The following is a 23,958-nucleotide window of genomic DNA, read 5'->3' on the forward strand; positions in this document are numbered from 1 at the left end:
CCGGACAGGGCCTAGCCCTTCACTCCGGTCAGTGTGACGCCTTCGATGAAGGCCTTTTGTGCGAAGAAGAAGACGACGATCACCGGCGCCATGATCATGACCGTGGCGGCCATGGTGAGGTTCCAGTCGGTCTGGTGGGCGCCTTTGAAGGACTCCAGGCCGTAGCTCAGGGTCCAGGCGGCCGGGTTCTCCGACGCGTAGATCTGCGGGCCGAAGTAGTCGTTCCAGCAGTAGAAGAAGTGGAAGAGGGCCACGGCCGCGATGGCCGGCTTCGCCATCGGCAGCACGATCCGCACCATCGTGCGGAACTCGCCGCAGCCGTCGATCCTGGCCGCCTCCGTGTACTCCTTCGGGATGGTCAGCAGGAACTGCCGCAGCAGGAAGATGGTGAACGCGTTGCCGAAGGCGAACGGGATGATCAGCGGCCACAGGGTGCCCGCGAGGTCCAGCTGTTTCGCCCAGAAGAGGTACATCGGTACGACGACGACCTGCGGCGGCAGCATCATCATCGCGATCACCAGCATCATCGTCAGATTGCGGCCCCGGAAGCGGAACTTGGCGAGCGCGTAGGCCACCGGGATGCTCGACGCGACGGCGAGCACCGTACCGAGGCCCGCGTACAGCAGGGTGTTGCGCCACCAGGTCAGGAAACCGGGGGTGTTCCAGACGGTGGCGAAGTTGCCCCACTCCCAGGTGTGCGGCCACAGGTCGCGGGTGAGGGCCTGGTCGTCGCTCATCACGGCGGTCAGGAACACGAAGACGAACGGGAGCAGGAAGAACAACGCGGCGGCGATCGCCAGTGAGTGGACGGCGATCCATTCCAGCGTCGCGCGGCGCCGCGCGGACCGCCGGGCGGCGGTGCCTTTCCGGCCGGGGGCGGCCGGCTCGTACGCGGCCCGGGCGGGGGTCGGGGTCATGGTCGTCATCGTTCAGTCCTCCGCCGACATGAAGCCGGAGCGCCGCCGCATCAGGATCGCCGTGAAGGCCATGGCCAGGGCGAACAGCACCAGGGCGACCACGCAGGCCGCGCCGGTGTCGAAGCGCTGGAAGCCGAGGTTGTAGATCGTCTGCGGGACGGTCAGCGTGGTCCTGTCCGGATAGCCGGGCTCGAACTGCTGCCCGGAGCCGCCGATCACCCCGCTCGCCACCTTCGCCGCCACCAGCGGCTCCGTGTAGTACTGCATGGTCGCGATCACTCCGGTGACCACGGCGAACAGCACGATGGGCGAGATGTTGGGGAAGGTGACGTAGCGGAACCGCTGCCAGGCGCGGGCGCCGTCCAGCTCCGCCGCCTCGTACTGCTCCTTGGGGACGTCGAGCAGCGCCGCCATGAAGATCACCATCAGGTCGCCGATGCCCCACAGGGCCAGGACCGTCAGCGACGGTTTCGACCAGGCGGGGTCGGTGAACCAGCCGGGCGCGGGCAGCCCCACGGACTCCAGGATGGTGTTGACGGGCCCCGTACCAGGATTGAGCAGGAAGACGAACGACATGGTCGCGGCGACCGGCGGAGCCAGGTACGGCAGGTAGAAGAGCGTCCTGAAGACCCCGGCCCCCGTCTTGATCTTCGTGATCAGCAGCCCGATGCCGATCCCGAACAGCACCCGCAGCGACACCATCACGGCGACCAGCCACAGGGTGTTGCGCAGGGCCCGCCAGAAGAAGGCGTAGTCGTTGAAGACGTACGACCAGTTCTTGAGGCCCACCCACACCGGTGGGGCGAACCCGTCGTACTCCATGAAGGAGAAGTAGACGGTCGAGACCAGCGGATAGGCGAAGAAGACCGCGAACCCGATCAGCCAGGGGGACAGGAAGCCCAGCGTGCGCAGCGCCGACCTGCGGCGCTTGGCCCGCAGCGCACGGCTCGCCGGCGGATGGAGGGTGGTGGCTGCCATCAGCGTGCCTGCTCGTTGTCCTTGTCGACCTGGGCGTCGGTCTTCTTCAGGCCGGCGTCGAGATCCTTCTCCCGGCCGGCCTCGTAGCGCACGCCGAGGTCCTGGGCGGTCAGCAGGAACGCGCCTCCGTTGACGGACGACGGGGCGTGGGAGCTCTTCGGGTGCTGCGCGATGTCCACGAAGGTGCGGTACAGCGGGTCGTTGTTCAGCTTCGGGGACTTCAGCGCCGCGACGGTGGAGGGCACGTTGTGGATGGCGTTGGCGAAGGAGACGACCGCGTCGGTGTCGGTGGAGAGGTACTTCACCAGCTCCCAGGCCGCGTTCTGCTTCTTGCTCACGCCCGCGATGCCGAGGATCGTGCCGGACAGGTAGCCCTTGCCGTAGTCGGCGGCCTGGTCGTCCGGGACGGGGAAGGGGGCCGCGCCGATCTCGAAGTCCAGGTCGGCGTCCTGGGCCATCTTGCCGCGCCACTCGCCGTCGAGCTGCATGGCGACCTGCCCGGTGTGGAAGGGGTGCTTGGGTCCCCATTCGTCGCCGAGGCCGGTGCGGAACTTCTCCAGCTTCTTGTAGCCGCCGAGCTTGTCGGCCAGGTTCTTCTGCCAAATGAACAGCGCCTTGGCGGCCGGGTCCTCGGCCAGGGCGGACTTGCCTTCCGCGTCGAAGTACCGGACGCCGAACTGTGACGCGTAGTGCTCGAACGTCGTCTCGTAGCCCTGGAAGTTCGGCATGAAGCCGAGCTGCTCGTAGCTGTCGCCCTTGCTCTTGGTGAGCTTCTCCGCGACCTTGTCGAACTCGGAGAGCGTCTTGGGCGGCGCGGTGATCCCGGCCTCCGCGAAGGCCTTCTTGTTGTAGTAGAGGCCGTACGCGTCACCCAGCAGCGGCACGGCGCACCGTTTGCCCTCGTGCTCGGTGTACTTGGCCATCTGCGGCAGGAAGGTCCGCGCCGGATCGATCTTCGACTTGTCGAGGAACGGCTTCAGGTCGGCGAGCGCGTTGGTGGAGCAGAACCGGCCGACGTTGTCGGTGGTGAAAGAGGAGACCACGTCGGGCGCGTTCGAACCGCCCGCCCGCAGGGCCTGGTTGAGCTTGTCGTCGGTGATGCCCTTGACGACCTTGACCTTGATGTTGGGGTGCTTCTTCTCGAACGAGTCGATGTTGGCCTCGATCGCCGCGACCTCGCTGGGCGCGGACCAGCCGTGCCAGAAGGTGAGGGTCGTCTTCGCGTTCGGGTCGTCCGTGGCCCCGCTCTCGGCGGATCCCGTGCAGGCCGTGGCGAGAAGCGATATCGCGGCGGTCGCGGCGAGCGCGGCGCCCTTGGTCCGGCGGTTTCTGGGCATGACGGTGCCTCCCTGTGACAAGGACGGGGGAAGGAAAGGGAACAGCGAAGGGGCGGGCCCCCGGGACGTCAGGAGACGAAATGCCGGGGGAGGGGTCAGCGCGAGGTGTCGAACACTTCGTCGCGGGTGGTGGCCAGCGCGCTCTCCAGCGCACCGCGCAGCACCGGATGCCGGCGTACGGCCCCGAGCACCAGACGCGGCCGGGACGCGGCCAGCTCGGTCAGTTCCGCCTGCACCCGCGTCCGCAGCGGCTCGCCGCCGGCGGCGATGACCTCGCCGGAGAGGACGACCAGCTCCGGGTCGAGTACGGCCACCATGGAGGCCAGACCGGTGGCCAGTCCGGTCGCGAAGGCGTCGAGCAGCTCTCCGTACGGTCCGCTGTCGTTCTCCGCGGCCCTCGCCACGAGGGCGGTCGCGACCTCGGCGTGCGGGCCGCTGCCGATGTCCTTCAGACCGAGCTCCCTGGCCAGCCGGGGCAGCGCCTGGGCGCCGGCGAGTTCCTGGAAGCCGCCGCTGTTCGCCTTGGTCACCTGGCGGACCAGTGGGGTGCCGGGCACGGGCAGGAAGCCGACCTCGCCGGCGCCGCCGGTGAAGCCGCGGTGCAGCCGGCCGCCGATGACGACGGCCGCGCCGAGTCCCTCCTCGTTCCACAGCAGGACGAAGTCGTCGTGACCATGGGCGGCGCCGAGGCGCTGCTCGGCCACGGCGGCGAGGTTGACGTCGTTCTCGTACTCGACGGGCATCGGCAGCGCGGCGGCGAGCTCGTCCAGCAGGGTGGGGGAGTGCCAGCCGGGCAGGTGGGACGCGTACCGCAGCCGGCCGGTGGACGGGTCGAAGGCACCTGGGGTGCCGATGACGAGACGGTGGACGTCCGTGCGGGTCAGCCCGGCTTCCTTGACGGCTCCCTCGAGCGCGTCGGTCACCTGTCGCACGACCCTGTCGGCGCGCCGTCCCGGGGTGGGGAGCTCGAACTCGCCGACGGTCGCGCCGGTGATGTCGGCGACGGCGGCGCGGATCCGCTCGGGGGTGACGTCGAGTCCGGCGGCGTGGGCCACGGAGCCGTTGATGGCGTACAGCTGGGCGCTGGGGCCCGGCCGTCCCTCTGTGGTGCCGGTGACGACCACGAGCCCCGCGGCCTCCAGCCTGGCGAGCAGCTGGGAGGCGGTGGGCTTCGACAGCCCGGTGAGCTTGCCGATCCGGGTCCGGGAGAGGGGGCCGTGCTCGAGCAGCAGATCGAGCGCGGCACGGTCGTTCATGGCTCGCAGTACGCGGGGGGTACCGGGCGTGGTTCCGGCCACGACGCTTGCACCTGCCTCTCGGCCCGGCCTCTCGACCTGGACTGTTAGGAAAGTTTCCTATTCTGTGGGACGAAAGTAGGCCGCCCGTCGGGCGACGTCAATGGCAAACGCCCCCTGGGCAACCAAAGCGTTACCGAAGGGGGCGTTGTACGGGGGCTTCTTGCCCGAGTGATTACCGAAGCCATCACCGCGGGACCGCCGGGGACCGCCGAGGATCACCGGCGGACCGTGCCGGCGGGCCGCCGTGATCCGACGGCCCGCGGCCTGGACTCCTACTTGGAGAGGTTCGCCGGCGGCGGTATCGGCGACGCCGCCATCGACTGCGGCGAGACCGAGGACGAGAACGCCGACGGGGCCGCCATACCCGCCGTCGGGTCCGGCACGGACTCCTCCGCCGGCTGCGGCAGACCGCCGACGATGCGGATGCCCGCCTCGTCGAAGGCGCGCTTGATCCGCCAGCGCACCTCGCGCTCGACGCCCAGTGCCTTGCCCGGCATCGTCTTCGCGGAGACCCGGAACGTCATCGAGTCGAGCAGCACCTCGGTGAGACCCAGCGTCTCGAGCGGCCCCCACAGCTGCTCGTTCCACGGCTCGGCCTTCGCCAGATCGTCCGCGACCTCGCCGATGACGGACTTGACGTGGTCCAGGTCCTCGGAGGAGCGGACGGTGACGTCGACGGCGGCCGTCGCCCAGCCCTGGCTCAGGTTGCCGATCCGCTTGATCTCACCGTTGCGCACGTACCAGATCTCGCCGTTGTCGCCGCGCAGCTTGGTGACCCGCAGCCCCACCTCGATCACCTCGCCCGACGCGACACCCGCGTCGATCGAGTCCCCGACCCCGTACTGGTCCTCCATGATCATGAAGACGCCGGAGAGGAAGTCGGTGACGAGATTGCGCGCGCCGAAGCCGATCGCGACACCGGCCACACCCGCGGAGGCGAGCAGCGGCGCCAGGTCGATCTGGAACGCGCCGAGGATCATCAGGCCGGCGGTGCCGAGGATCAAGAACGACGCGATCGAACGCAGGACCGAACCAATGGCCTCGGAGCGCTGACGGCGCCGCTCGGCGTTGACCAGCAGACCGCCCAGCGCCGTACCCTCCACGGCCTGAGCCGAGCGGTTCATCCGCGCGATCAGCTTCGTCAGAGCCCGGCGCACCAGCATCCGCAGCACCAGCGCGACGATCAGGATCAGCGTGATGCGCAATCCGGTGTTCAGCCAGGTGGACCAGTTCTCCTCGACCCAGCCGGCCGCGCTCTCGGCGCGCCTGGCCGCCTCGTCGAGCGTGACAGGACCGGGGGAGGGCTCAGCGGCCATCAGTGCGGACGACCAGAAGGCGGTCACAGGAGGAACCTCCAGCTTGCGGTGGGAGACCAATAACCCTAACGGGGCAACCGGCGTGATCCGGCGCCATTCACGGCCGAGAGACGAGGCTCACCGGACCGCCTGAAGGGGGTCCTCGCGAGGCTCCCAGGCGGCGTGGGGGACCCGACGTCGCCCTTGTGGCGGAAAACACCTCGAGCCCGTTACGCATACGTGGTGGCGCAGGAAGCGGCCATGAGGACAAACTGATGGCAGATCGTCCCGGCGCGAGCCACGCGCCGCCGGCGTACAAGGAGGCATCCACCGTGCCGCACGTCCTGGTCCTCAACGCGTCGTACGAGCCCCTCGGCGTCGTACCGCTCCGCCGCGCGCTCGTCCTCGTCCTGGAGAACAAGGCTCTCTGCCTCGAGGAGTCCGGCGCCTTCATGCATAGTGAGAGCCGCGTCATCGCCGCGCCCAGCGTCGTGCGTCTCAAACGGTTCGTGCGGGTCCCCTACCGGGGGCCCGTTCCTCTTACCCGCAAAGCCCTCTTCGCCCGCGACGGCGGGCGCTGTATGTACTGCGGTGGCGTCGCAACCAGCGTCGACCATGTCGTGCCGCGCAGTCGCGGGGGGCAGCACGCCTGGGACAACGTGGTCGCCGCGTGCCGCCGCTGCAACCACGTCAAGGCCGACCGCCACCTGCGGGAACTGGGCTGGCGCCTGCGCCACCAGCCGGCCCCGCCGAGCGGTCTCGCCTGGCGCATCATCGGAACCGGCCACCGCGATCCCCGCTGGCTGCCCTACCTCCAGCCGTACGGCGCGGACGACGCGATCACCCGCATCGACGGCATCTCGGCGTAGCGCGCCTCTTCCACCGGGCTCACGCCCGGTGGCCTCACCCGCCGGACGGGACGGCTCTGCCGGCCCCGCCGGCGTCGAGGCGCGGGCGCGGCGTCCTAGGGCATGTCCGATGGGTCAGGTGACCTGCCAGCCGGTCGGTCGTTCCGCTCGGTACGGGGCGGGGCGATCTATCTGATGACGAATGGACTCGGCTGGAACCTCACCTGCCGAAGAGCACAGGCCGAGGAGGACGGTGGCAGTGCCACCGCCAGGTCATCAACGGGATTCTGTTCAGGCAGAGGACCGGGCTTCCGTGGCGGGAGCTGCCGTCCCGCTTCGGGAAGTGGAAGACGGTGCAGACCGTCATCGCCGGTGGTCAGCGGACGGCACGTGGGAGAGGGTTTTGCGTGCCGCCCAGGCCGATGCCGACGCTGAGGGCCGGATCGACTGGAGCATGGTCAGCGTCGATTCCACGAGCTGTCGCGCTCATCAAGAAATCCGAGTGTCCTGGCCGGACGGTGGACGCCCACGCACCCGGCCCGACCATCTCGGGGGTGACAAAGCGTACTCGTCCCGCCGCAACCGGCTTCATCTGCGAAGGCGGCAGTGAGGGCGGCCGACCCACAGGCTTCGACAGAACGGTCTACCGGCGCCGCAATGAAGTCGAGCGGACCATCAACCGGCTCAAGACTTCCCGAGCCATCGCCACGCGCTATGACAAGAGGGCGTACGTCTTCCACGGGACGGTCACCGTCGAGGCGATCAGGCTATGGCTCGGACCGTGAACCGCAGACATCGGACACCCTTAGGCATTCTGACAGCCGTAGCGCGCCCTGTACCAGGCCACCTGCTCGGCACTCATCGAAGCGCGACGACGGCCGAGGGGTCGCCGCCGATACGGCACGCGGAGGTCCTGCGCTCGGCCTGACGGCTGCCTGGCATGCCTAGGGGTCCGGTGGGACGATGGCCTTGGATCTAGCCAAAGGGGACGAAATGACCGCGATCAAGGAAAGCGTCGATATCGCCCGGCGCCCCGAAGACGTCTTCGCGTACGTGACCGATCCCTCGCATCTGCACGAGTGGCAGGCGAGCGCCGTATCGGCCCACACGATGGGCGACGCCCCTCTGGCCGTGGGCTCGAAGATCCAAACGGTCCGGCGGGTCGGCCGTCGAGAGATCCCGATGACCATGGAGGTGACCGAGCTGGATCCTCCGAGGCGGTGGCACTTCCACGGTATCGACGGCCCCATCCGAGGGGATGTGACGGGCACGATCGAGCCGCTGGGCAACGGTGAGCGGTCGCGCATGACGTTCTCCGTCGACTTCGAGACGCACGGGATCGGCAAGGTGATTGCGCCGCTCGTACTCCGTCCGCAGCTGCGGAAGGAGTTGCCGAGGAATGAGGAGAAGCTGAAGGCGTTGCTTGAGGCGTGAGCCCTGCCGGGGTGCGGGGAGATTATGGGGGCCCGGAACCGGGGTTGCGGGGAGCGACGGGGAACCGGCCCCCGTGGGTTCTGCTGTGCCGACCCTCCCCCAGAGCTACGCCTGGGAGGTACCCCCAGCCCCAGCGGAACGATCGCCCACAGCGTCGCGGAGGTTGCCCCGCGAATCTCGCAGGAGCCGTTCGGCCGTTGGCGCGTCGGTGGTCGTCCCCGGCAGGACGTCGAGTCAACACCGCCCATGCTCCAGTCGATCCGGCCCTCCGTATCCGCGTCGGCATGGACGCCCCGCAGGAGCCTCTCCCAGGTGCCGTCCGCCGACCAGCGGCGATGCCTTTCGTAGACCGTTTTCCACTTCCCGAACCTTGGCGGCCGGTCTCGCCACGGGATGCCGGTGCGCTGGCGGAAGAGAATGCCGTTGATCACCCTGCGGTGACTCTTCCACCGCCCGCCCCGCCCGACGTTCCGCGGCAGGTGCGGCTTCAGCCGAGCCCACTCTGCGTTGGATGGATCACCCCGCCCCATGCGGATCGGAACGACGTGGGCAGTGGGCCCAGATTCGTCACATGACTCGTCGGACACTGCCTAGCGCGCGCCCTCCGCCACCGCATACGCCTCGACCGAGAACAGCGAGTAGCCGAACTCCGTCGCCCGCTCGTCGCCCCGCACCCGCACGAACCGCGTCCCCTGCGCGTCCATCCGGACCGACTCCCGGCCGCCCCTGCCGTCCGTGACCGTCGCGGCCGTGCGCCAGACCCTGCCGTCCGCGGAGACCTGAATGCGATACCTCGTCGCATACGCGTCCTGCCAGTGCAGCGTCACCTGTCCCACCCGGACCGGCCGGGCCAGCTCCACCTGCCACCACGCGCTCGGGCCGATCGGGGACGACCACCGGGTGCCGGGGTCTGTGTCGATCGCGGCGGCGGCCGGGAAGTCGGCGGTCTCGTCGCCGGACGAGGACGCCGTCGCGCCCGCCTCGCGTGTCAGGTCGCCGCCGCCGGTGGGCGGGAAGGCGCGCACGGTGAGCGTGCGCTCCTGTCCGGCGAACGACAGCGGCACCCGGTACTCGCCCGCAGGGGTGTCCTTGGGGACGGTCACCTCGACCGGCACCGTGGTGCGCACGCCGCGCGGCACGGTGGTCTGCTTCGGGACGGTCACCTTGATGCCCGCCGGCGCCTCCGCGGTGAGCGAGCCGCGCACCTCGCCGGGGCGCTGCGCGGTCAGCCGGACGTCGGCGCGCTGCGGCCTGCCGCCGATCTCGGCGCTGGTCGTCTCGCGCACGAGGTCGAGACCCGCCGCCGGTTCGTCCGCGAACCAGGGGACCAGGGAGCGTACGGTCGGGCTGTCGCCGCCGCCGGTCGTGACGCGTACGGCGTCCACCCGCAGCCCCGCCGCGTCGGCCTGGGTCCAGCCACCCGCGGACAGCGGGCCCAGCTGACGCCAGCCCTCGCCGGGGACGTGCACCTCGAGCCGGCCGGCGGACTCGGCGGAGCGCGGGGAGCCGTTCGCGGGCGCCGTCATCGCGGTCACGGCCGTGAGGGGCCGGGGCCGTGCCAGCCGCACGACGTCCTGGCCGGGTCGCCCGGCCGCGGCCTGGTCGGCTCCCGTCCAGGCGCGTGACTCCTTCACGGCCCGGTCCAGGAAGGGAGTGAGGACACCCTTGCCGACCGTGGCCCGGCTCGCGGCCACGTCCGTGCGCAGCGGCTCGAGCGCCAGCGAGGCGCGCCACGCGGCCTCACCGTCGCCGCGGCCCTGCGCCTGGAGCATGTCGACCGCCAGCTCGCCGGCCTTCCCGTACCGGGCCAACTGGTCGAGCCAGGGCCGGACCTCGGCCACGAGCCGGCCGTCGGCGGTGCCCGCGAGCCGTTCCGGCGCCCGGCGCATCACCGTGAAGGCCGCGCGCAGGGCGGCCGCGGCCCGGTCCCTGGCCCGGGTGTCCGCCGTGGTGCGGGAACGCCAGAACTCGTCCAGCAGCGGCCGCAGATAGGCCGACTCGTCGTCGGGGTCCAGGATCGAGGAAGCGTCGTTCCCCGCGAGCGCGCGCAGCGCCTCACGAGCACCGGCGTCGCCGCCGGCCAGGTCGTCGAGCGCGGCCTGCCAGGACTGCTCGGGCCGGTAACCCTTCGGGTTCCAGGCGTAGTCGGCGGCGGTGAACAGCGGGACGCGGGAGGCGGTGGCCTGTTCCATCGCGTTGGCGAGCAGTGCGGCGGACCCGGTCGCCACGGCCGGCTCACGGCCGGTGTAGGGGCCGAGGAACAGCCGGTCCTGCGCGTAGTCGTTGACCGGGTAGTTGTCCATGGTGACCAGGGGGTGGCCGAAGGCGTCCCGGGCGCCCGCCAGTTCGCGGCCGGTGATGGTGCGCGGCACCACGCCGACCCCGGTCCACGCCACCCGGACCGTGCCGTCCAGCTGCTCCGCGAGCGCCCGCCGGTAGTCGGTCGTGCCCTCCTGGTAGAACTCGGTGGGCATCACGGACAGCTCCGCCCCGGGGTGACGCTCCGTCAGGTGGCGTGCCACCTCGCCCGCGACCCGGGCGTGCGCCTTCGCCGCCGCGCCGGGCCCGGAGCCGAAGGTCTCCGCGTCCTTCGAGCAGTGCCATTCGCTGTAGCTGACGTCCTGGAACTGCAGCTGGAACGCCCGGAACCCCAGTGCCCACATCGCGTCGACCTTGCGGGTCAGGGCCTTCACGTCGGCCTCGTCGGCCAGGCACATGGACTGGGCGGGCGCGACGGCCCAGGCCAGGGTGACGTGGTTGCGCCGCGCCCGCTCCGCCAGTTCACGCAGCTCCGCACGCTGGGCGGCCGGATACGGGTCGCGCCAGCGGGTCTGCCGGAAGGGGTCGTCGCCGGGGGCGTAGAGATAGCGGTTCTGCTTCGTGCGCCCCATGAAGTCGAGCTGTTCCAGGCGCTGCTCACGGTCCCAGGGGCGTCCGTAGAAGCCTTCCGTCGTGCCGCGCACGGCGGTTCCCGGCCAGTCGCGTACGACGACTCCGGCGACCGTTCCCGCCTTGACCAGTTGGCGCAGGGTCTGCACGCCGTGGAAGAGGCCGTCCTCGCCGACGCCGTCGAGGGCGACCGTGTCACGGTCCGCGACGCGGCCGACGGCGAGCCGGTAGCCGCCGGACGGCAGATCGGTGCGCTCCGGCGCGCGCAGGGCGCGCAGCGCCGACAGGGCGTCGCCGCCCCCGAGGTGGACCACGGGCCCACGGCCGGGCAGCCGCGTGTGCAGGGTGCGGACGCCGGACTCGCGGAGCAACTCCTCGAGGAGTTCGACCGCGTACGGGTCGGCGGACGGGTCCGCGACGAGTGTCACCTCGTCGCCCAGCCGTACGGCCTCTCCCCGGGTGCGCAGGGACTGGGGGCGCGGCCACACGGAAGGGGGCGCGGCGGTGTCCTTGGGGTCCTGCGCGGCGCCGGCGGGGGAGCCGGGCTCCTGCGGTTGCGCGGTCGTGCCGTGCGCGGTTCCCGCGCCGCCGAGCAGACCACCGATGACCGCGACCGCGACGGCTGCCGCGGTACGTCTCCTGGCCCCGAGCCGCACGGCTGTCTCCCCTCGTCCGACCCCTGCCATTCCGGTCGGTTTCGAGCCCACCACCACCACCGTCGGAGTGTCAATGTGCGTGGCCGTTGTGCGCCTTTTGCCCGGCGTGGTGAATGATCGGGGCAAGTGACGAACGAGGAACGGGATGTGACACGGAACACGTTGACCGGACGGACACGTCTGCCGTTCCGCGCGTTGGGTAGGGCTGCTGTGACCCCTCACGTCCCATTGGAGTGATTACCGTGGCCGCATCCGCGCACCTGCTGCTCTCCGCCTTGTCCAAACAGGTCCCGGGGCAGGTTCCGGGACCGTCGAAACCGGCCCCGACCGCGTGCCCGCTCGCCCACGAGGCCCCGCTGACCGGCGAGCCGCCGCTCGCCTACGACGTCCCTCTCACGAGCGAGCCGCCGCTCGCTCACGCCGCCCCGCTCACCAGCGAGCCACCGCTCGCCGACATCGCGCCCCTGACGAGCGAGCCGACCGCCCACGGCACGGCGGGCGGTACGGAGTCGCCGGGGGTCTGAAGGAGTCCGCATGGGCCTTGCCCGGCTCGCCGAGCTGCACGGAGTCGCCACCACGTTCTCGCCCGCCAAGGGCGTCACCGTCGCAGTCCCGGACGCCACCGTCGTGGCCGTTCTCGCCGCGCTGGACATCGACGCGTCCACGCCGGAGGCGGTACGCGCCGCGCTGGACCGTGCCGAGCGGGCCGCGGCGAGCCGGCTGCTGCCCCGCACGGTGGTCGTATGGCAAGGCCCCGACGGCGAGAGGGCCGGCGTCCCACCGGTTCTGACCGCCCTCCCCGCCGGCACGACCCTCCGCGTTACCACGGAGCAGGGCCGCGAGCTCAACTGGACCACCCCACGGCGCACGGACGCGCGGAACGCGGCCGCGGCGACCGCGGACGGCACTCCGCAAGGCACCGGCCCGGCCCCCGCGCACGGCGCCAAAGGCCAGGACGGTGCCCGGGTCTGGCTGCAACTGCCGCCCGGTGTGCACCGGCTGCACGTCGTCGCGCCGGACGGCCGCGGCACCGACGCCGGTCTGGTCGTCGCTCCCGCGCGGGTACCCGGCCCGGACGGGCGCTCCCACGGCTTCCTCGTCCAGCTCTACTCCCTGCTCTCCGCGCGTTCCTGGGGCATGGGCGACCTCGGTGACCTTGCCGAGTTGGCCACTTGGTCGGGACGGTCGCTCGGCGCGTCCTTCGTCCAGGTGAATCCGTTGCACGCCGCCGTACCGGGCGCCCCCACCGACCCCTCCCCGTACCGCCCTTCCTCCCGTCGCTTCCCCGACCCGGTCCATCTGCGCATCGAGGACGTGCCCGAGTACGCGTACGCGGACCCGGCGGACCGGCGGCGGCTGGAGGAACTGCGCGACCGGGCGGCAAAGCTGCGTGAATCGGTGCTCGACAAAGGCGCGTTGATCGACCGGGACGCCGTCTGGGAGCTCAAGGCCCAGGCGCTGGAGATCATCCACCGCGTCCCCCTCGGCCCCGGACGCCGCGCCGCCTACCGCGACTTCGTCGCGGAAGCGGGCCAGGCGCTGGAGGACCACGCCACCTGGTGCGCGCTCGCCGAGGTGTACGGCTCCGAGTGGCACGACTGGCCCGCCGCGCTGCGCGACCCCCGCTCGCCGCAGACGGCGGAGGCCAGGGCAGGGTTGGCCGACCGGGTCGACTTCCACAGCCGGCTGGTCTGGCTGACCGACGAGCAGCTGGCCGCCGCGGGACGTGCGGCCCACGAGGCCGGCATGGAGGTGGGGATCGTCCACGACCTCGCGGTCGGTGTGCACCCGGGCGGCGCCGACGCCTGGGCGCAGCAGGACTCCTTCGCCGCCGGGATGTCGATCGGCGCCCCGCCGGACGCGTTCAACGCGCACGGCCAGGACTGGGGGCTGCCGCCGTGGCGGCCGGACGCGCTGGCCGCGTCCGGCTACGCCCCGTACCGCGGGCTGCTGCGTGGCATCCTGCGCAACGCGGGCGCGCTCCGCATCGACCATGTGATGGGCCTGTTCCGGCTGTGGTGGGTGCCGGTCGGCAGCCCGCCCACCGAAGGCGCGTACGTCCGTTACGACGCGGAGGCCATGCTCGCCGTCCTCGTGCTCGAGGCGCACCGTGCGGGCGCCGTCGTCATAGGAGAGGACCTCGGGACGGTCGAGCCCGGAGTGCGGGAGGCTCTCTCCCGCCGCGGCGTGCTCGGCACCTCCGTGCTCTGGTTCGAACGGGACTGGACCGGCGACGGACGCCCGCTGCCGCCCGTGAAGTGGCGCGAAGGCTGTGTCGCCACCGCCACCACCCACGACCTGCCGTCCACGGCGGCCCGTCTCACCGGCGGCCATGTGGAGCTGCGCCACCGGCTCGGTCTGCTGGCCCGCCCCTTGGAGGAGGAGCGCACGGAGGAGACGGCCGATGTCACCGAGTGGCTGGGCCTGCTCGGCGACCTCGGCCTGCTGCCGGAGGGCGTCGGCGACGAGGAGGGTGCGATCCGGGCCGTCTACCGCTATCTGCTGCGCACCCCGGCGCGGATGGTGGGGATCTGGCTCCCGGACGCCGTGGGCGACCGACGCCCGCAGAACCTGCCGGGGACCTGGGACCAGTACCCGAACTGGCGGCTGCCCGTCTCGGACGCCGAGGGGCGCCCCATGAGCCTGGAGGAGCTGGCCGCCTCACCCAGGCTGCACCGTCTGCTGGAGGTCTTCGCTGCCCGTACGGCACCCCCGGACGCGCGGCCGTCATAGCCGTTCGCTACGTTGGGCACCGTGGACAAGAAGAACGCCTTGCGCGCCGGCGCCGTAGCGGCCGGTACGACGCTGATGATGCTGCTCATGTCGTCCCCCGCGCTTGCGCTCACCCCGGACGACGGCGACGACCCGGGTCCGGGCCTGAGCGTGGCCGAGACCCTCGGCCTGTACGTGGTGGCGCCGCTCGTCCTTTTCGCGGTGATCGCCGGTCTGGTGATGGTGCTCGACAAGTCCAAGAAGCAGAGCTGACGCAGGACTGATCCGGCCCGAAGGCGCCCGGTGTGCGACGCACCCGGGCGCCTTCGCCGTGCCCGGGCATCGGCCCACCGTTCAGATCTGCTTCAAGGAACCATCGAAAACTTTCGATGGACCTGATGTTTCCTCGCGTGTGACGGTTGGCTCCACATGCCGGCGAGGCCCGCTGAGGGCGGAGGAGACACAGGATGAGCGTGACGCCAGAGGTTCGGACAGGAGCGGACACACAGGCCCCGAAGAGGCCCTCGGGCGAAGGCGCCCGTCGCGAGAGGGCGGCCCGGTGGGCACGCGGCGCCATGGGGCCCGGCCTGCTGCTCGCCGCGGTCGCGACCGTCGTCTGGTCGGGGAGCTTCGTCACGTCCCGCGCTCTGCACGACTCCGTGCCTCCGGTCCAGGCGGCGCTGTGGCGCTGGGTCGTCGCGATCGCCGCCGTCGCCCCGTTCGCACTGCGGCAGACCTGGCGGCAGCGGGCGCTCGTGCGCCGTCACCTCGGATTCCTGACCGTCGCCGCGCTCCTCGGCGTCACCGTCTACAACACCCTCGTCAACCAGGCCGGGCTCACCACCTCCGCGGCCAACATGGGCATGATCATGGCCGCCTCGCCCGTCCTGATGGCGCTGTACGAGCGGCTGTCGGGCGCCCGGCTCGGAGCCCGTCGCGTCCTCGGGACGGCCGTCGCCGTCTGCGGTGTCCTGCTGCTCGTCGGCGACGGGTCGCTGTCGCTCCGCTTCGCCCCGGGCGACCTGTGGATGTTCGCCGCGGCGCTCAGCTTCGCCTCGTACAGCGCCCTGCTGCGCCGCCGTCCGGACGCTCTCGCGGGACCGGTGCTGCTGTTCTCCACGTTCGTGCTCGGTGCGCTGATGCTGCTGCCGGCGCATCTGGTCAGCCTCACCGTGCAGGGCGGCTTCGAGCCGTCGGCCGGCACCGTCGGTCCGCTCGTCTACGTCGGCGTCTTCTCCTCGGCCCTCGCCTTCTTCGCCTGGAACAGGGCGATCGCACTCATCGGGGCGGCCAGGGCCGGCGTCGTCTACTACCTGCAACCGGTGTGTGTGGCGCTGCTCTCCTATGCGCTGCTGGGCGAGACGATGGGGAGCGCGCAGGTCGTGTGCATGGCGCTGATCCTCGGCGGGGTGGCCCTCGCCGCCGCCGGAAGGCCCGCCCGATAACGTGCGGTGCGTGATCGACTGGGACATCAAGAAGCTCCGGATCCTGCGTGCTCTCGGCGAGCACGGGACCGTGACGGCCACCGCCGAGGCTCTGTTGATGACCCCCTCGGCCGTGTCGCAGCAGCTGTCGAACCTGGCCAGGCAGGTCGGTGTGCCGCTGCTGGAGGCGCAAGGGCGGCGCGTGCGGCTCACCGACGCGGCGCATCTGGTGCTGCGGCACGCGGAGGCGGTGTTCGCGCAGCTGGAGCGGGCGGAGGCGGAGCTGGCCGACTACGTGCGGGGCGAGGTCGGGGTGGTGCGGGTCGGGGCGTTCTCGACGGCCGTGCCGGCCCTCGTCGTACCGGCGGTGCGGCGGCTTCGGACCGGCCACCCGGGCATCGACGTCCGGATCAGGGAGGCCGAGGCGTCGGAGGCGTACGAACTCCTCTCCGCGGGCCGGGTCGACCTGGCCCTGTCCCTCGCGGCGCACGCGCCCACGGCCCGCGACCCGCGGTTCGCCCTGGTGCCGCTGCTCGCCGACCCGATGGACGTGGCACTGCCGGCCGGTCATCCGCTGGCCCTGGCCGAGGATCTGCGGCTGGCGGACCTGTCCGGCGAGCCATGGATCTTCGGCGGCAGCGGCCCCTGGTCCGAGATCACGCTCGCGGCGTGCGAGGCGGCGGGCTTCGTGCCGGAACAGGCGCACTCCGCGGCCGGCTGGCCGGCGATCCTGGCGATGGTCGAGGCAGGGATGGGCGTGGCGCTGGTGCCCAGGATGGCGGCCGAACGGCGGGACGGCGTGCTGATGCGCCCCCTCGGGACGGACCGGCCACGCCGCCATGTGCTGGCGGCGGTCCGGCGCGGCTCCGAATCGGCACCGGGAGTGGCCCGGGTGCTGGACGCCCTGCGGGAGGTGGCGTCGGAGCGGACGGCGTGACGCCGGACCGCTCCCCGATCAGGCCTGATCCGCGGATCCGGCCTGATCCGAACGGAAGACCCTAGGCGGAACGCTGGGCCGGCACCTGCGTGCGGACGGGCCGCGCGTCCTCGGCGAGGAGCCCCCACCACCAGGAGACCGCGGGGATGTCCAGCGGCTCGGTACTGTCGTCGGTCGGAACGTCGGTGAACACCGACGGCATGTTCGCCGGGTCGTCCGGCGTGGTGTAGCGGACCGAGCTGATGCCCCAGTCCTGAGCGCCGCGTATGAAGCAGCGCAGGCTGTGCAGGTACTGCCGCAGCTGAGGGCTTCCCTGCTCGGCGAGCCGCTCACTCACGGTCGTGAACAGGCACATCACCCGGTCCCGCTGCGAGATCGCCGCGTCCAGGGCCTGAGCGGGGGTCAGGCCGCGTTCCTGCTCGAGCACACGCAGCGCGTTGAGGTAGTAGCCGGAACCCCTGCGCTCCTTGTGGTACGAGAAGATGTCGTTGTCCCAGGTGATGATGAACGACGCCATCTCGGCCACGGCCCGTACCGCGGTCCGGTCCCGTTCGTACGGCTGGAGTTCGTAGCCGTGGCCCATCTCCAGCATCGGGAGCACCACCGACGTCGCGCCGTCGTAGAGGCGCATCAGGGTGTAGTCGTTGAGATCCGGGACCGTGCCCGCGCGCCGGTGTGCGGCCTCCCACACGACGGAGAAGAAGTACTCACGCAGCGCGTCGACCCACCGGGCCGTCTGGCCGGCCGTGCCGAAGCGGTCCACGCGCATGCGCAGGTCCCGCAGGCCCGCCGCCAGTGGATCGTCCTGCATCATCGGGGCCTCTGGGTTCTGCGCAACACGTATCAGGCGGTGCAGGAGGCCGGCCAGGTCGCCCGGCCGGTGGCCGAGCTCCCCCTCCTCGCAGTGGCCGTCGTCGACGCCGAAGAGCCAGAGGATGAAGTCCGCGAGCAGCGACACGACCTCTTCGCGGCCCTCGGGGAGGATGCGGGCGGAGAACGTACCGATGTCCTGGGTGACGAGTTTGCCGCGCAGTTCCTCCGACCCGATGCGGAACGTCTCCGCCCAGGCCGCTGTCTGGACGTCGATGTCTGCGTGCTTCGGATGGATCGCTTGTCGGATCGGAGAGAAGAGCGGCGGAACGGTCAGCTCGGGCTCCACTGCGGCCTGCCTCTCGATGCGGGGAGTGCAGTGCGTCAACTTCGATGAAAAACGCGCAACTTGCACCCCTCAGTGATCAACTAAGACGCATCGTACTCAGCCAGAGTGGCCGATCCAACAGGACGATGTCCATACAAACCGGCCACTCGAGAACTATTGGTGGCCGGAACGGAACAGTTACTTCCGTGCTCCACGCGGCGCGGCTGCCGTCAGGACGCCTCCTGCGTCATGGCAAGGGTCTGGAGATAGCGCATCAGCGTCATCAGGACGTCCCGGCTGGAACTGCGCATGCGTGCGTCGCAGAGCACTATCGGCACGGCGTCCGGCAGGTCCAGCGCGGCACGCAGTTCATCGAGGGAGTGATCGGGCGCGTCCGGGAAGGAGTTGACGGCGACCACGAACGGCACGCCGCGTTCCTCGAGGCGTCCGATGACGTCGAAGCTGACCTCGAGCCGACGGGTGTCGACGAGCACGACGGCGCCGAGCGCGCCCTCGAACAGGCCGCGCCACAGGAACCAGAAGCGCTCCTGGCCCGGGGTGCCGAACAGATACAGCACCAGTTCCTCGTTGATGCTGATGCGGCCGAAGTCCATCGCGACGGTCGTGGAGGTCTTGCGCTCCACGCCCTGGGTGTCGTCGACGCCGACCCCGGCCTGCGTCATCGTCTCCTCGGTCGTCAGCGGCCTGATCTCGCTCACCGAGCCGACCAGGGTCGTCTTGCCGACGCCGAAACCACCCACGATGACCACCTTGACGGCGGCCGTGGCCGTCTCCGGCAGCACGTCCTCGCTCCGCGGCCCGAGGGCCTGCTCAGAGCTTTTGAAGTCCATCGATCACTGCCTCAATCAAAGCGCGGTCGGGGAGACGGGCGGCCCGGACGGGTGCGCGTGCCAGCACCTTGTCCTCGGCCAGAAGATCGCTGAGCAGCACGGTCACGACGCTCACCGGGAGGCTCAGATAGGCGGAGATCTCCGCCACCGAGAGCGGTGCGTGACAGAGCCGGATGATCGCTGCGTGCTCCGGCTGCATGCCGGGCTTGGGACCCGACCTGGCCACGATCAGGGTGACCAGGTCGAGCGCGGTGGGCGCGGACGAGCCGCTGCGGCCGCCCGTGATGACGTAGAGCCGCTCGGGACTGGCCTCTTCCCAGTCCCCGCCCGCGTCGCTCACGCGGTCTGTCCTTCATGCCGCGGCGGCGTGCTCAGGTGCTCTCCGATCCGCAGCACGAGGTCCCGCATCCGCTGTCCCATCAGTCCGGCGTCGACGCCTTCGTCGGCCAGTACCGCGAGATACGCGCCCGCGCCGGCCGCCATCAGATAGAAGAACCCGCCGTCCATCTCGATGACGACCAGACGCATCTGCCCGTCGCCGTGCGGTAGTTCGGACGCGACGGCGGCCGCCAGACTCTGCAGTCCCGCGCAGGCGGCCGCCAGCCGGTCGGCGGTGTCGGTGTCCGCGCCGTACTGGGCCATGCGCAGACCGTCGGCGGACAGGACGACGACGTTGCGCGTCTGCGGGACGCCCTCCGCCAGGTCCTTGAGCATCCAGTCCATGTTGGTCTGGTTGGACTGCCGCTGAATCATGGCTGCTTGTTCCCCTTGCTTGGCTGGGTGGTGTCACCGGACAGGCCGCTCTGGAACGCGGCCAGCCACATGCCGGGCTGCACCGCCGGTGCGGACTCCGTCTCCGAGGCGGCCGAGGGCGCATCGCCGGCGGGCCCCGTCGGGCCGGCGGACTCGCGGGGCGCGGCCGGCGCGGGCACGGTCGCGCGTGCCTTGCGGCGGCGCTGGGGCAGACCGGTGGGGGTCCGCTCTGTCACCACCGGCAGGTCGTCCTCGGGCGGGGCGGCCGACAGCGCGGCCGTCGGCCCGCCGGCCGCCCTGGGCAGCCGTTCCTGGGTCTGTGACCCGGCCGGGCGCGGGCCGGAGGAGGCGCCGATACCGTGCGCGAGGCCGGTCGCGGACGAGGCGGTGGTGATGAGGTCCTGCGGTACGACGAGGACGGCGCGGACGCCGCCGTACGCGGACGAGCGCAGCGAGACCTGGAAGCCGTACGCCTGGGAGAGCCGGCCGACGACCGCCAGGCCGAGGCGGGGCGTCTCACCGAGGTCGTTGACGTCGATGCCCTGCTGGGCCTGGCGCAGCATGCGCTCGGCCCGCAGCCGGGCCTCCTCGCTCATGCTGACGCCGCCGTCCTCGATCTCGACGGCGATGCCCGACTGCACGTCCACCGCGGTCAGATGGACCTTGGTGTGCGGCGGCGAGTAGCGGGTGGCGTTGTCGAGGAGTTCGGACAGCGCGTGGATCAGCGGCTCGACGGCGGTGCCGACGACGGCGACCTCGGAGACCGAGTGCAGCTCGACCCGCTGGTAGTCGATGATCCGCGACATCGCGCCACGCATGACGCTGTACAGCGGTACGGCCCTGCTCCACTGGCGGCCGGGGCGGGCACCGCCGAGCACGGCGATGGAGTCGGCGAGGCGGCCGATCAGGGCCGTGCCGTGGTCGATACGCAGGAGGTCGCCGAAGACGCTGGGGGTCTGACCGTGCCGGTCCTCCATCTCCCGCAGTTCCTGCGCCTGCTGGTGGACGATCGCCTGCACGCGGCGGGCGATGTTCACGAAGGCTCGCTGGGCGGACTCGCGCAGGTCCTCCTCCGCGCTGACCGCGCCGACGACCGAGCGGAGCACCGCCTGGTGCTCGGCCGACGCGTCGAGCGAGGCCAGCACGTCCTCGGGGAACTCGCCCTTGCGGAGCCGTTCCACCACCTCGGGCAGCAGCTCGCCGGCGAGCCGGGTGGTCTCGGCGGCCTGTCGCGCGAGGGCTGCGTCCTGCGCCGCGACCGTGTGCCGCAGCTGGGCAACGAGTCTGCCGCGCCGCATCACCTCCGCGCAGGCGGCGGCGACCGCGACGACCGCGACGACGCAGATCACGACCACGGGGGTGCGGGCCGAAGCGGAGACCAGGGACACGGCCGCGATCGCGGCCGCTACGGTCGCGGCTACGGGCAGCTGCCAGACAAGGCTGGCCGGGGGCCGCGGACTTCCGGTCGACGTTCCCTGTCGAACCATCAGCATCCTCAGAATCGAACGTGGAAGATCATATGACGACGGGCGGGAGCATATCCCGCTCGCGCTAGATCGTTTGACGGTGGGTCATTCCACTGTCGTGATGTATACGGCCGAAATGGCAAACGGGCGCGCCGAGTTCACTCGAAAATGTTTGAACGGCGTGTCTTGCCGCTGATGTTGGTATGGCAAGTTCACCCGGCAAGGTCGCCGGCCGGTTGCGCGGCGGCGTCCGCGCGCAGCTCCCGCGCTTCGAGCTCCGGCGCGGGACCGGACGCGCGCGGGGTGGCCCGCGCTGCCCCGCCGACGGACGGACCGGCCCGCGCCCGGATACGCCAAGGGCGCCCCGGGACGACCGTGCGCGGTCCCGGGGCGCCCTCGGGCGGGTCAGTCGGTGGTCGCCGCCGCGTCCGCCGCCTGGGCCTTCAGCGCGCGCTCGACGCCCGCGCGGGACTCGGAGACCAGCCGGCGCAGTGCCGCGTTCGGCTCGGCGGAGGAGAGCCACTGGTCCGTCGCGTCCAGCGTCTCCTGGGAGACGAGAAGCGACGGGTAGAGGCCGATCGCGACCTGCTGTGCCATCTCGTGGCTGCGCGACTCCCACACGTCCTTGACCGCCGCGAAGTACTTCTCCGCGTACGGCGCGAGCAGCTCACGCTGATCCGTCTGGACGAAGCCGGAGATCACCGCCTCCTGCACGGCGTTCGGCAGCTTGTCGGACTCGACGACCGAGGCCCAGGCCTCCGCCTTCGCCTCCGGGGTCGGCCGCGCCGCCCGCGAGGTCGCCGCGTGGCGCTCGCCCGCCGCCGTCTTGTCCCGCTCGTACTCGCCGGCGATGTCGTCCTCGTCGAAGACGCCGGTCGCGGCGAGCCGCTCCACGAAGGCCCAGCGCAGCTCGGTGTCGACGGCCAGGCCCTCGATCGTCTCCGTGCCGTCGAGCAGCGCCTGGAGCAGGTCCAGCTGCTGCGGGGTGCGCGCGGTCGCGGCGAACGCCCGCGCCCACGCCAGCTGGTGGTCGCTGCCCGGCTCCGCCGCCCGCAGGTGCGCGAGCGTGGCGTCCGTCCACCGGGTCAGGCCGGTCTCACGCCAGGCGGGCGCCGCGTACAGGTCGATGGCGAGCTTGACCTGGCGGTGCAGGGACTGGACCACGCCGATGTCGGACTCCTTGCCGATCCCGGACAGGACCAGTGCGAGGTAGTCGCGGGCGGCCAGTTCGCCGTCGCGGGTCATGTCCCAGGCGGAGGCCCAGCACAGTGCGCGCGGCAGGGACTCGGTGAAGTCGCCCAGGTGCTCCGTGACGTTCCGCAGGGACTCCTCGTCGAGGCGGACCTTCGCGTACGACAGGTCGTCGTCGTTGAGCAGGACGACGGCCGGGCGCGCCTTCCCCACCAGCGCCGGGACCTCGGTCAGCCCGCCGTCGACATCGAGCTCGACCCGCTCGCGGCGCACCAGCTTGCCCGCGTCGTCCAGGTCGTACAGGCCGATCGCGATGCGGTGCGGGCGCAGCGTCGGCTCGCCCTTCGCGCCCGCCGGCAGCGCGGGGGCCTCCTGCCTCACGGCGAAGGAGGTGATGACACCGGAGTCGTCCGTGCCGATCTCGGGGCGCAGGACGTTGATCCCTGCCGTCTCCAGCCACGCCTTCGACCACGTCTTCAGGTCGCGGCCGCTGGTCTCCTCCAGCGCACCGAGCAGATCGGACAGACGGGTGTTGCCGAACGCGTGCGCCTTGAAGTACGCCTGCACGCCCCGGAAGAACTCGTCCATGCCGACATAGGCGACCAGTTGCTTGAGAACCGACGCGCCCTTGGCGTACGTGATGCCGTCGAAGTTCACGAGAACGTCATCGAGGTCGCGGATCTCGGCCATGATCGGATGGGTCGACGGCAGCTGGTCCTGCCGGTAGGCCCACGTCTTCATGGAGTTCGCGAACGTGGTCCACGAGTGCGGCCACTTCGAACCCGGCGCGGAGGCCTGGCAGGCGATCGACGTGTAGGTGGCGAACGACTCGTTCAGCCACAGGTCGTTCCACCACTCCATGGTGACGAGGTCGCCGAACCACATGTGGGCGAGCTCGTGCAGGATCGTCTCCGCCCGCACCTCGTACGCCGCGTCCGTCACTTTCGAACGGAAGACGTACTGGTCGCGGATGGTGACGGCGCCCGCGTTCTCCATCGCGCCCGCGTTGAACTCCGGCACGAACAGCTGGTCGTACTTGGCGAACGGGTAGGCGTAGTCGAACTTCTCCTGGAACCAGTCGAAGCCCTGCCGGGTGACGTCGAAGATCGCGTCCGCGTCCAGGTACTCGGCCAGCGACGGACGGCAGTAGATGCCGAGCGGCACCGACTGCCCGTCCTTCTCGTACGAGCTGTGCACACTGTGGTACGGGCCGGCGATCAGCGCCGTGATGTACGTGGAGATGCGCGGCGTCGGTTCGAAGCGCCATACGTTGTCCTCGGACGCGGCCCCCTCCGGCTGCTGCCGAGGCGAGTTCGAGATCACCGTCCAGCCCTCGGGCGCCTTCACGGTGAACCGGAACGTCGCCTTGAGGTCCGGCTGCTCGAAGTTCGCGAAGACGCGCCGCGCGTCCGGCACCTCGAACTGCGTGTAGAGGTACGCCTGCTCGTCCACCGGGTCGACGAACCGGTGGAGGCCCTCGCCGGTGTTGGTGTACGAGCAGTCGGCGACGACCTTCAGCTCGTTGTCGCCTTCATGAAGATGCTTCAGCGCGATCCGCGAGTCACGGAAGACGGCGGCCACGTCGAGCGACTTGCCGTTCAGCACCACGTCGTGCACGGCCGGTGCGACCAGGTCGATGAACGTCTGCGCGTTCGCCTCGGCGGACGCGAAACGCACGGTGGTCTCGGACCGGTAGGTCCCGCCGTCCTGTGCCCCGGAGAGATCGAGGTCGATCTCGTACGAGTCAACGGTGAGCAGACGCGCACGCTGCTGCGCCTCTTCACGGGTCAGGTTTGTGCCAGGCACCCGGTCATCTCCTCGGTATGCGATGTTT

19 protein-coding genes and 2 pseudogenes are annotated in these 23,958 nt (G+C 71.0%); 8 read left to right on the forward strand and 13 right to left on the reverse strand.

The genetic code is table 11. The features are described 5' to 3' along the window. Nucleotides 1-11: 11 nt before the first annotated feature. The 5 genes from ACIPJI_RS01630 to ACIPJI_RS01650 form a co-directional block, all read right to left on the reverse strand. Entirely contained in the window at nucleotides 12-917 is a 906-nt protein-coding gene (locus ACIPJI_RS01630; protein ID WP_402244716.1) for a carbohydrate ABC transporter permease, read from the reverse strand. 12 nt (nucleotides 918-929) lie between these two features. Next, nucleotides 930-1,895: a carbohydrate ABC transporter permease gene (locus ACIPJI_RS01635; protein WP_402243868.1), complete on the reverse strand. Its 966-nt coding sequence runs from the start codon at nucleotides 1,893-1,895 to the stop codon at nucleotides 930-932. Beyond that, the gene (locus tag ACIPJI_RS01640; protein WP_402243870.1) at nucleotides 1,895-3,232 is read right to left on the reverse strand and encodes an ABC transporter substrate-binding protein; all 1,338 of its coding nucleotides are present in this window, start codon (nucleotides 3,230-3,232) and stop codon (nucleotides 1,895-1,897) included. The genes ACIPJI_RS01635 and ACIPJI_RS01640 overlap by 1 nt, the downstream gene beginning before the upstream one ends. Nucleotides 3,233-3,327: 95 nt before the next feature. Next, nucleotides 3,328-4,530 (reverse strand): ROK family transcriptional regulator, encoded by a 1,203-nt coding sequence (locus ACIPJI_RS01645; protein ID WP_307706451.1) that lies wholly within the window; start codon nucleotides 4,528-4,530, stop codon nucleotides 3,328-3,330. Nucleotides 4,531-4,802: 272 nt separating this feature from the next. Further along, a complete protein-coding gene (locus ACIPJI_RS01650; protein ID WP_356624489.1) occupies nucleotides 4,803-5,846 on the reverse strand; it encodes a mechanosensitive ion channel family protein in 1,044 nt (347 codons plus the stop codon). A 311-nt stretch (nucleotides 5,847-6,157) separates the two neighbouring features. On the opposite strand from ACIPJI_RS01650, the gene ACIPJI_RS01655 reads away from it, so the two are divergent. The 3 genes and pseudogenes from ACIPJI_RS01655 (at nucleotide 6,158) to ACIPJI_RS01665 (ending at nucleotide 8,107) form a co-directional block, all read left to right on the forward strand. Beyond that, nucleotides 6,158-6,694, forward strand: coding sequence for an HNH endonuclease (locus ACIPJI_RS01655; protein WP_159695201.1), 537 nt, complete (start codon nucleotides 6,158-6,160; stop codon nucleotides 6,692-6,694). 155 nt (nucleotides 6,695-6,849) lie between these two features. Beyond that, nucleotides 6,850-7,458: pseudogene (locus tag ACIPJI_RS01660) on the forward strand (IS5 family transposase); the annotation flags it as partial. 208 nt (nucleotides 7,459-7,666) lie between these two features. After that, complete coding sequence (locus tag ACIPJI_RS01665; RefSeq protein ID WP_402243872.1) at nucleotides 7,667-8,107, forward strand: SRPBCC family protein; 441 nt, start codon at nucleotides 7,667-7,669, stop codon at nucleotides 8,105-8,107. 218 nt (nucleotides 8,108-8,325) lie between these two features. Here the strand turns inward: ACIPJI_RS01665 and ACIPJI_RS01670 are convergent. Next, nucleotides 8,326-8,637: pseudogene (locus tag ACIPJI_RS01670) on the reverse strand (transposase); the annotation flags it as partial. A gap of 60 nt (nucleotides 8,638-8,697) precedes the next feature. Then, a complete protein-coding gene (locus tag ACIPJI_RS01675; RefSeq protein ID WP_402243874.1) occupies nucleotides 8,698-11,652 on the reverse strand; it encodes a beta-N-acetylglucosaminidase domain-containing protein in 2,955 nt (984 codons plus the stop codon). A gap of 242 nt (nucleotides 11,653-11,894) precedes the next feature. On the opposite strand from ACIPJI_RS01675, the gene ACIPJI_RS01680 reads away from it, so the two are divergent. The 5 genes from ACIPJI_RS01680 to ACIPJI_RS01700 all read left to right on the forward strand — a co-directional run bounded on the left by ACIPJI_RS01680 (nucleotide 11,895) and on the right by ACIPJI_RS01700 (nucleotide 16,725). Continuing rightward, nucleotides 11,895-12,176 carry a hypothetical protein gene (locus ACIPJI_RS01680; protein WP_402243876.1) on the forward strand — a complete coding sequence of 94 codons (282 nt, stop codon included), beginning with the start codon at nucleotides 11,895-11,897 and terminating at the stop codon, nucleotides 12,174-12,176. Between the two features lie 10 nt (nucleotides 12,177-12,186). Beyond that, a complete protein-coding gene (gene malQ, locus ACIPJI_RS01685; RefSeq protein ID WP_402243878.1) occupies nucleotides 12,187-14,385 on the forward strand; it encodes a 4-alpha-glucanotransferase in 2,199 nt (732 codons plus the stop codon). Nucleotides 14,386-14,406: 21 nt separating this feature from the next. After that, nucleotides 14,407-14,637, forward strand: a complete 231-nt coding sequence (locus ACIPJI_RS01690; protein ID WP_307706447.1) for a hypothetical protein — start codon at nucleotides 14,407-14,409, stop codon at nucleotides 14,635-14,637. Between the two features lie 194 nt (nucleotides 14,638-14,831). Beyond that, on the forward strand, nucleotides 14,832-15,809 hold the full coding sequence (locus ACIPJI_RS01695; protein ID WP_402243879.1) for a DMT family transporter: 978 nt from the start codon (nucleotides 14,832-14,834) through the stop codon (nucleotides 15,807-15,809). 10 nt (nucleotides 15,810-15,819) lie between these two features. Continuing rightward, the gene (locus tag ACIPJI_RS01700; RefSeq protein WP_402243880.1) at nucleotides 15,820-16,725 is read left to right on the forward strand and encodes a LysR family transcriptional regulator; all 906 of its coding nucleotides are present in this window, start codon (nucleotides 15,820-15,822) and stop codon (nucleotides 16,723-16,725) included. A gap of 61 nt (nucleotides 16,726-16,786) precedes the next feature. Here the strand turns inward: ACIPJI_RS01700 and ACIPJI_RS01705 are convergent, their stop codons facing one another. The 6 genes from ACIPJI_RS01705 to pepN all read right to left on the reverse strand — a co-directional run bounded on the left by ACIPJI_RS01705 (nucleotide 16,787) and on the right by pepN (nucleotide 23,930). Then, complete coding sequence (locus ACIPJI_RS01705; RefSeq protein WP_307706445.1) at nucleotides 16,787-17,884, reverse strand: selina-4(15),7(11)-diene synthase; 1,098 nt, start codon at nucleotides 17,882-17,884, stop codon at nucleotides 16,787-16,789. Between the two features lie 209 nt (nucleotides 17,885-18,093). Then, nucleotides 18,094-18,714: an ATP/GTP-binding protein gene (locus ACIPJI_RS01710; RefSeq protein WP_307706444.1), complete on the reverse strand. Its 621-nt coding sequence runs from the start codon at nucleotides 18,712-18,714 to the stop codon at nucleotides 18,094-18,096. Continuing rightward, nucleotides 18,695-19,054, reverse strand: a complete 360-nt coding sequence (locus ACIPJI_RS01715; RefSeq protein ID WP_307706443.1) for a DUF742 domain-containing protein — start codon at nucleotides 19,052-19,054, stop codon at nucleotides 18,695-18,697. Before ACIPJI_RS01715 ends, ACIPJI_RS01710 begins: the two co-directional genes overlap by 20 nt. Continuing rightward, entirely contained in the window at nucleotides 19,051-19,467 is a 417-nt protein-coding gene (locus ACIPJI_RS01720) for a roadblock/LC7 domain-containing protein (RefSeq protein WP_189467833.1), read from the reverse strand. Before ACIPJI_RS01720 ends, ACIPJI_RS01715 begins: the two co-directional genes overlap by 4 nt. Then, entirely contained in the window at nucleotides 19,464-20,954 is a 1,491-nt protein-coding gene (locus ACIPJI_RS01725; RefSeq protein ID WP_402244718.1) for an ATP-binding protein, read from the reverse strand. The genes ACIPJI_RS01720 and ACIPJI_RS01725 overlap by 4 nt, the downstream gene beginning before the upstream one ends. A gap of 384 nt (nucleotides 20,955-21,338) precedes the next feature. Then, nucleotides 21,339-23,930: an aminopeptidase N gene (gene pepN / locus ACIPJI_RS01730; protein WP_402243881.1), complete on the reverse strand. Its 2,592-nt coding sequence runs from the start codon at nucleotides 23,928-23,930 to the stop codon at nucleotides 21,339-21,341. Nucleotides 23,931-23,958 lie beyond the last annotated feature (28 nt).

Source organism: Streptomyces sp. NPDC086835 (genome assembly GCF_044745705.1).
In the GTDB taxonomy this organism is placed as follows: Bacteria; Actinomycetota; Actinomycetes; order Streptomycetales; family Streptomycetaceae; genus Streptomyces.

Coding starts and splice junctions, on each gene's coding strand:
- ACIPJI_RS01710 (WP_307706444.1), bottom strand. CDS start 18,714: ATGGACTTCAAAAGCTCTGAGCAGGCCCTCGGGCCGCGGAGCGAGGAC.
- ACIPJI_RS01720 (WP_189467833.1), bottom strand. CDS start 19,467: ATGATTCAGCGGCAGTCCAACCAGACCAACATGGACTGGATGCTCAAG.
- ACIPJI_RS01695 (WP_402243879.1), top strand. CDS start 14,832: ATGAGCGTGACGCCAGAGGTTCGGACAGGAGCGGACACACAGGCCCCG.
- ACIPJI_RS01650 (WP_356624489.1), bottom strand. CDS start 5,846: ATGGCCGCTGAGCCCTCCCCCGGTCCTGTCACGCTCGACGAGGCGGCC.
- ACIPJI_RS01640 (WP_402243870.1), bottom strand. CDS start 3,232: ATGCCCAGAAACCGCCGGACCAAGGGCGCCGCGCTCGCCGCGACCGCC.
- ACIPJI_RS01630 (WP_402244716.1), bottom strand. CDS start 917: ATGACCCCGACCCCCGCCCGGGCCGCGTACGAGCCGGCCGCCCCCGGC.
- ACIPJI_RS01635 (WP_402243868.1), bottom strand. CDS start 1,895: ATGGCAGCCACCACCCTCCATCCGCCGGCGAGCCGTGCGCTGCGGGCC.
- malQ (WP_402243878.1), top strand. CDS start 12,187: ATGGGCCTTGCCCGGCTCGCCGAGCTGCACGGAGTCGCCACCACGTTC.
- ACIPJI_RS01665 (WP_402243872.1), top strand. CDS start 7,667: ATGACCGCGATCAAGGAAAGCGTCGATATCGCCCGGCGCCCCGAAGAC.
- ACIPJI_RS01725 (WP_402244718.1), bottom strand. CDS start 20,954: ATGGTTCGACAGGGAACGTCGACCGGAAGTCCGCGGCCCCCGGCCAGC.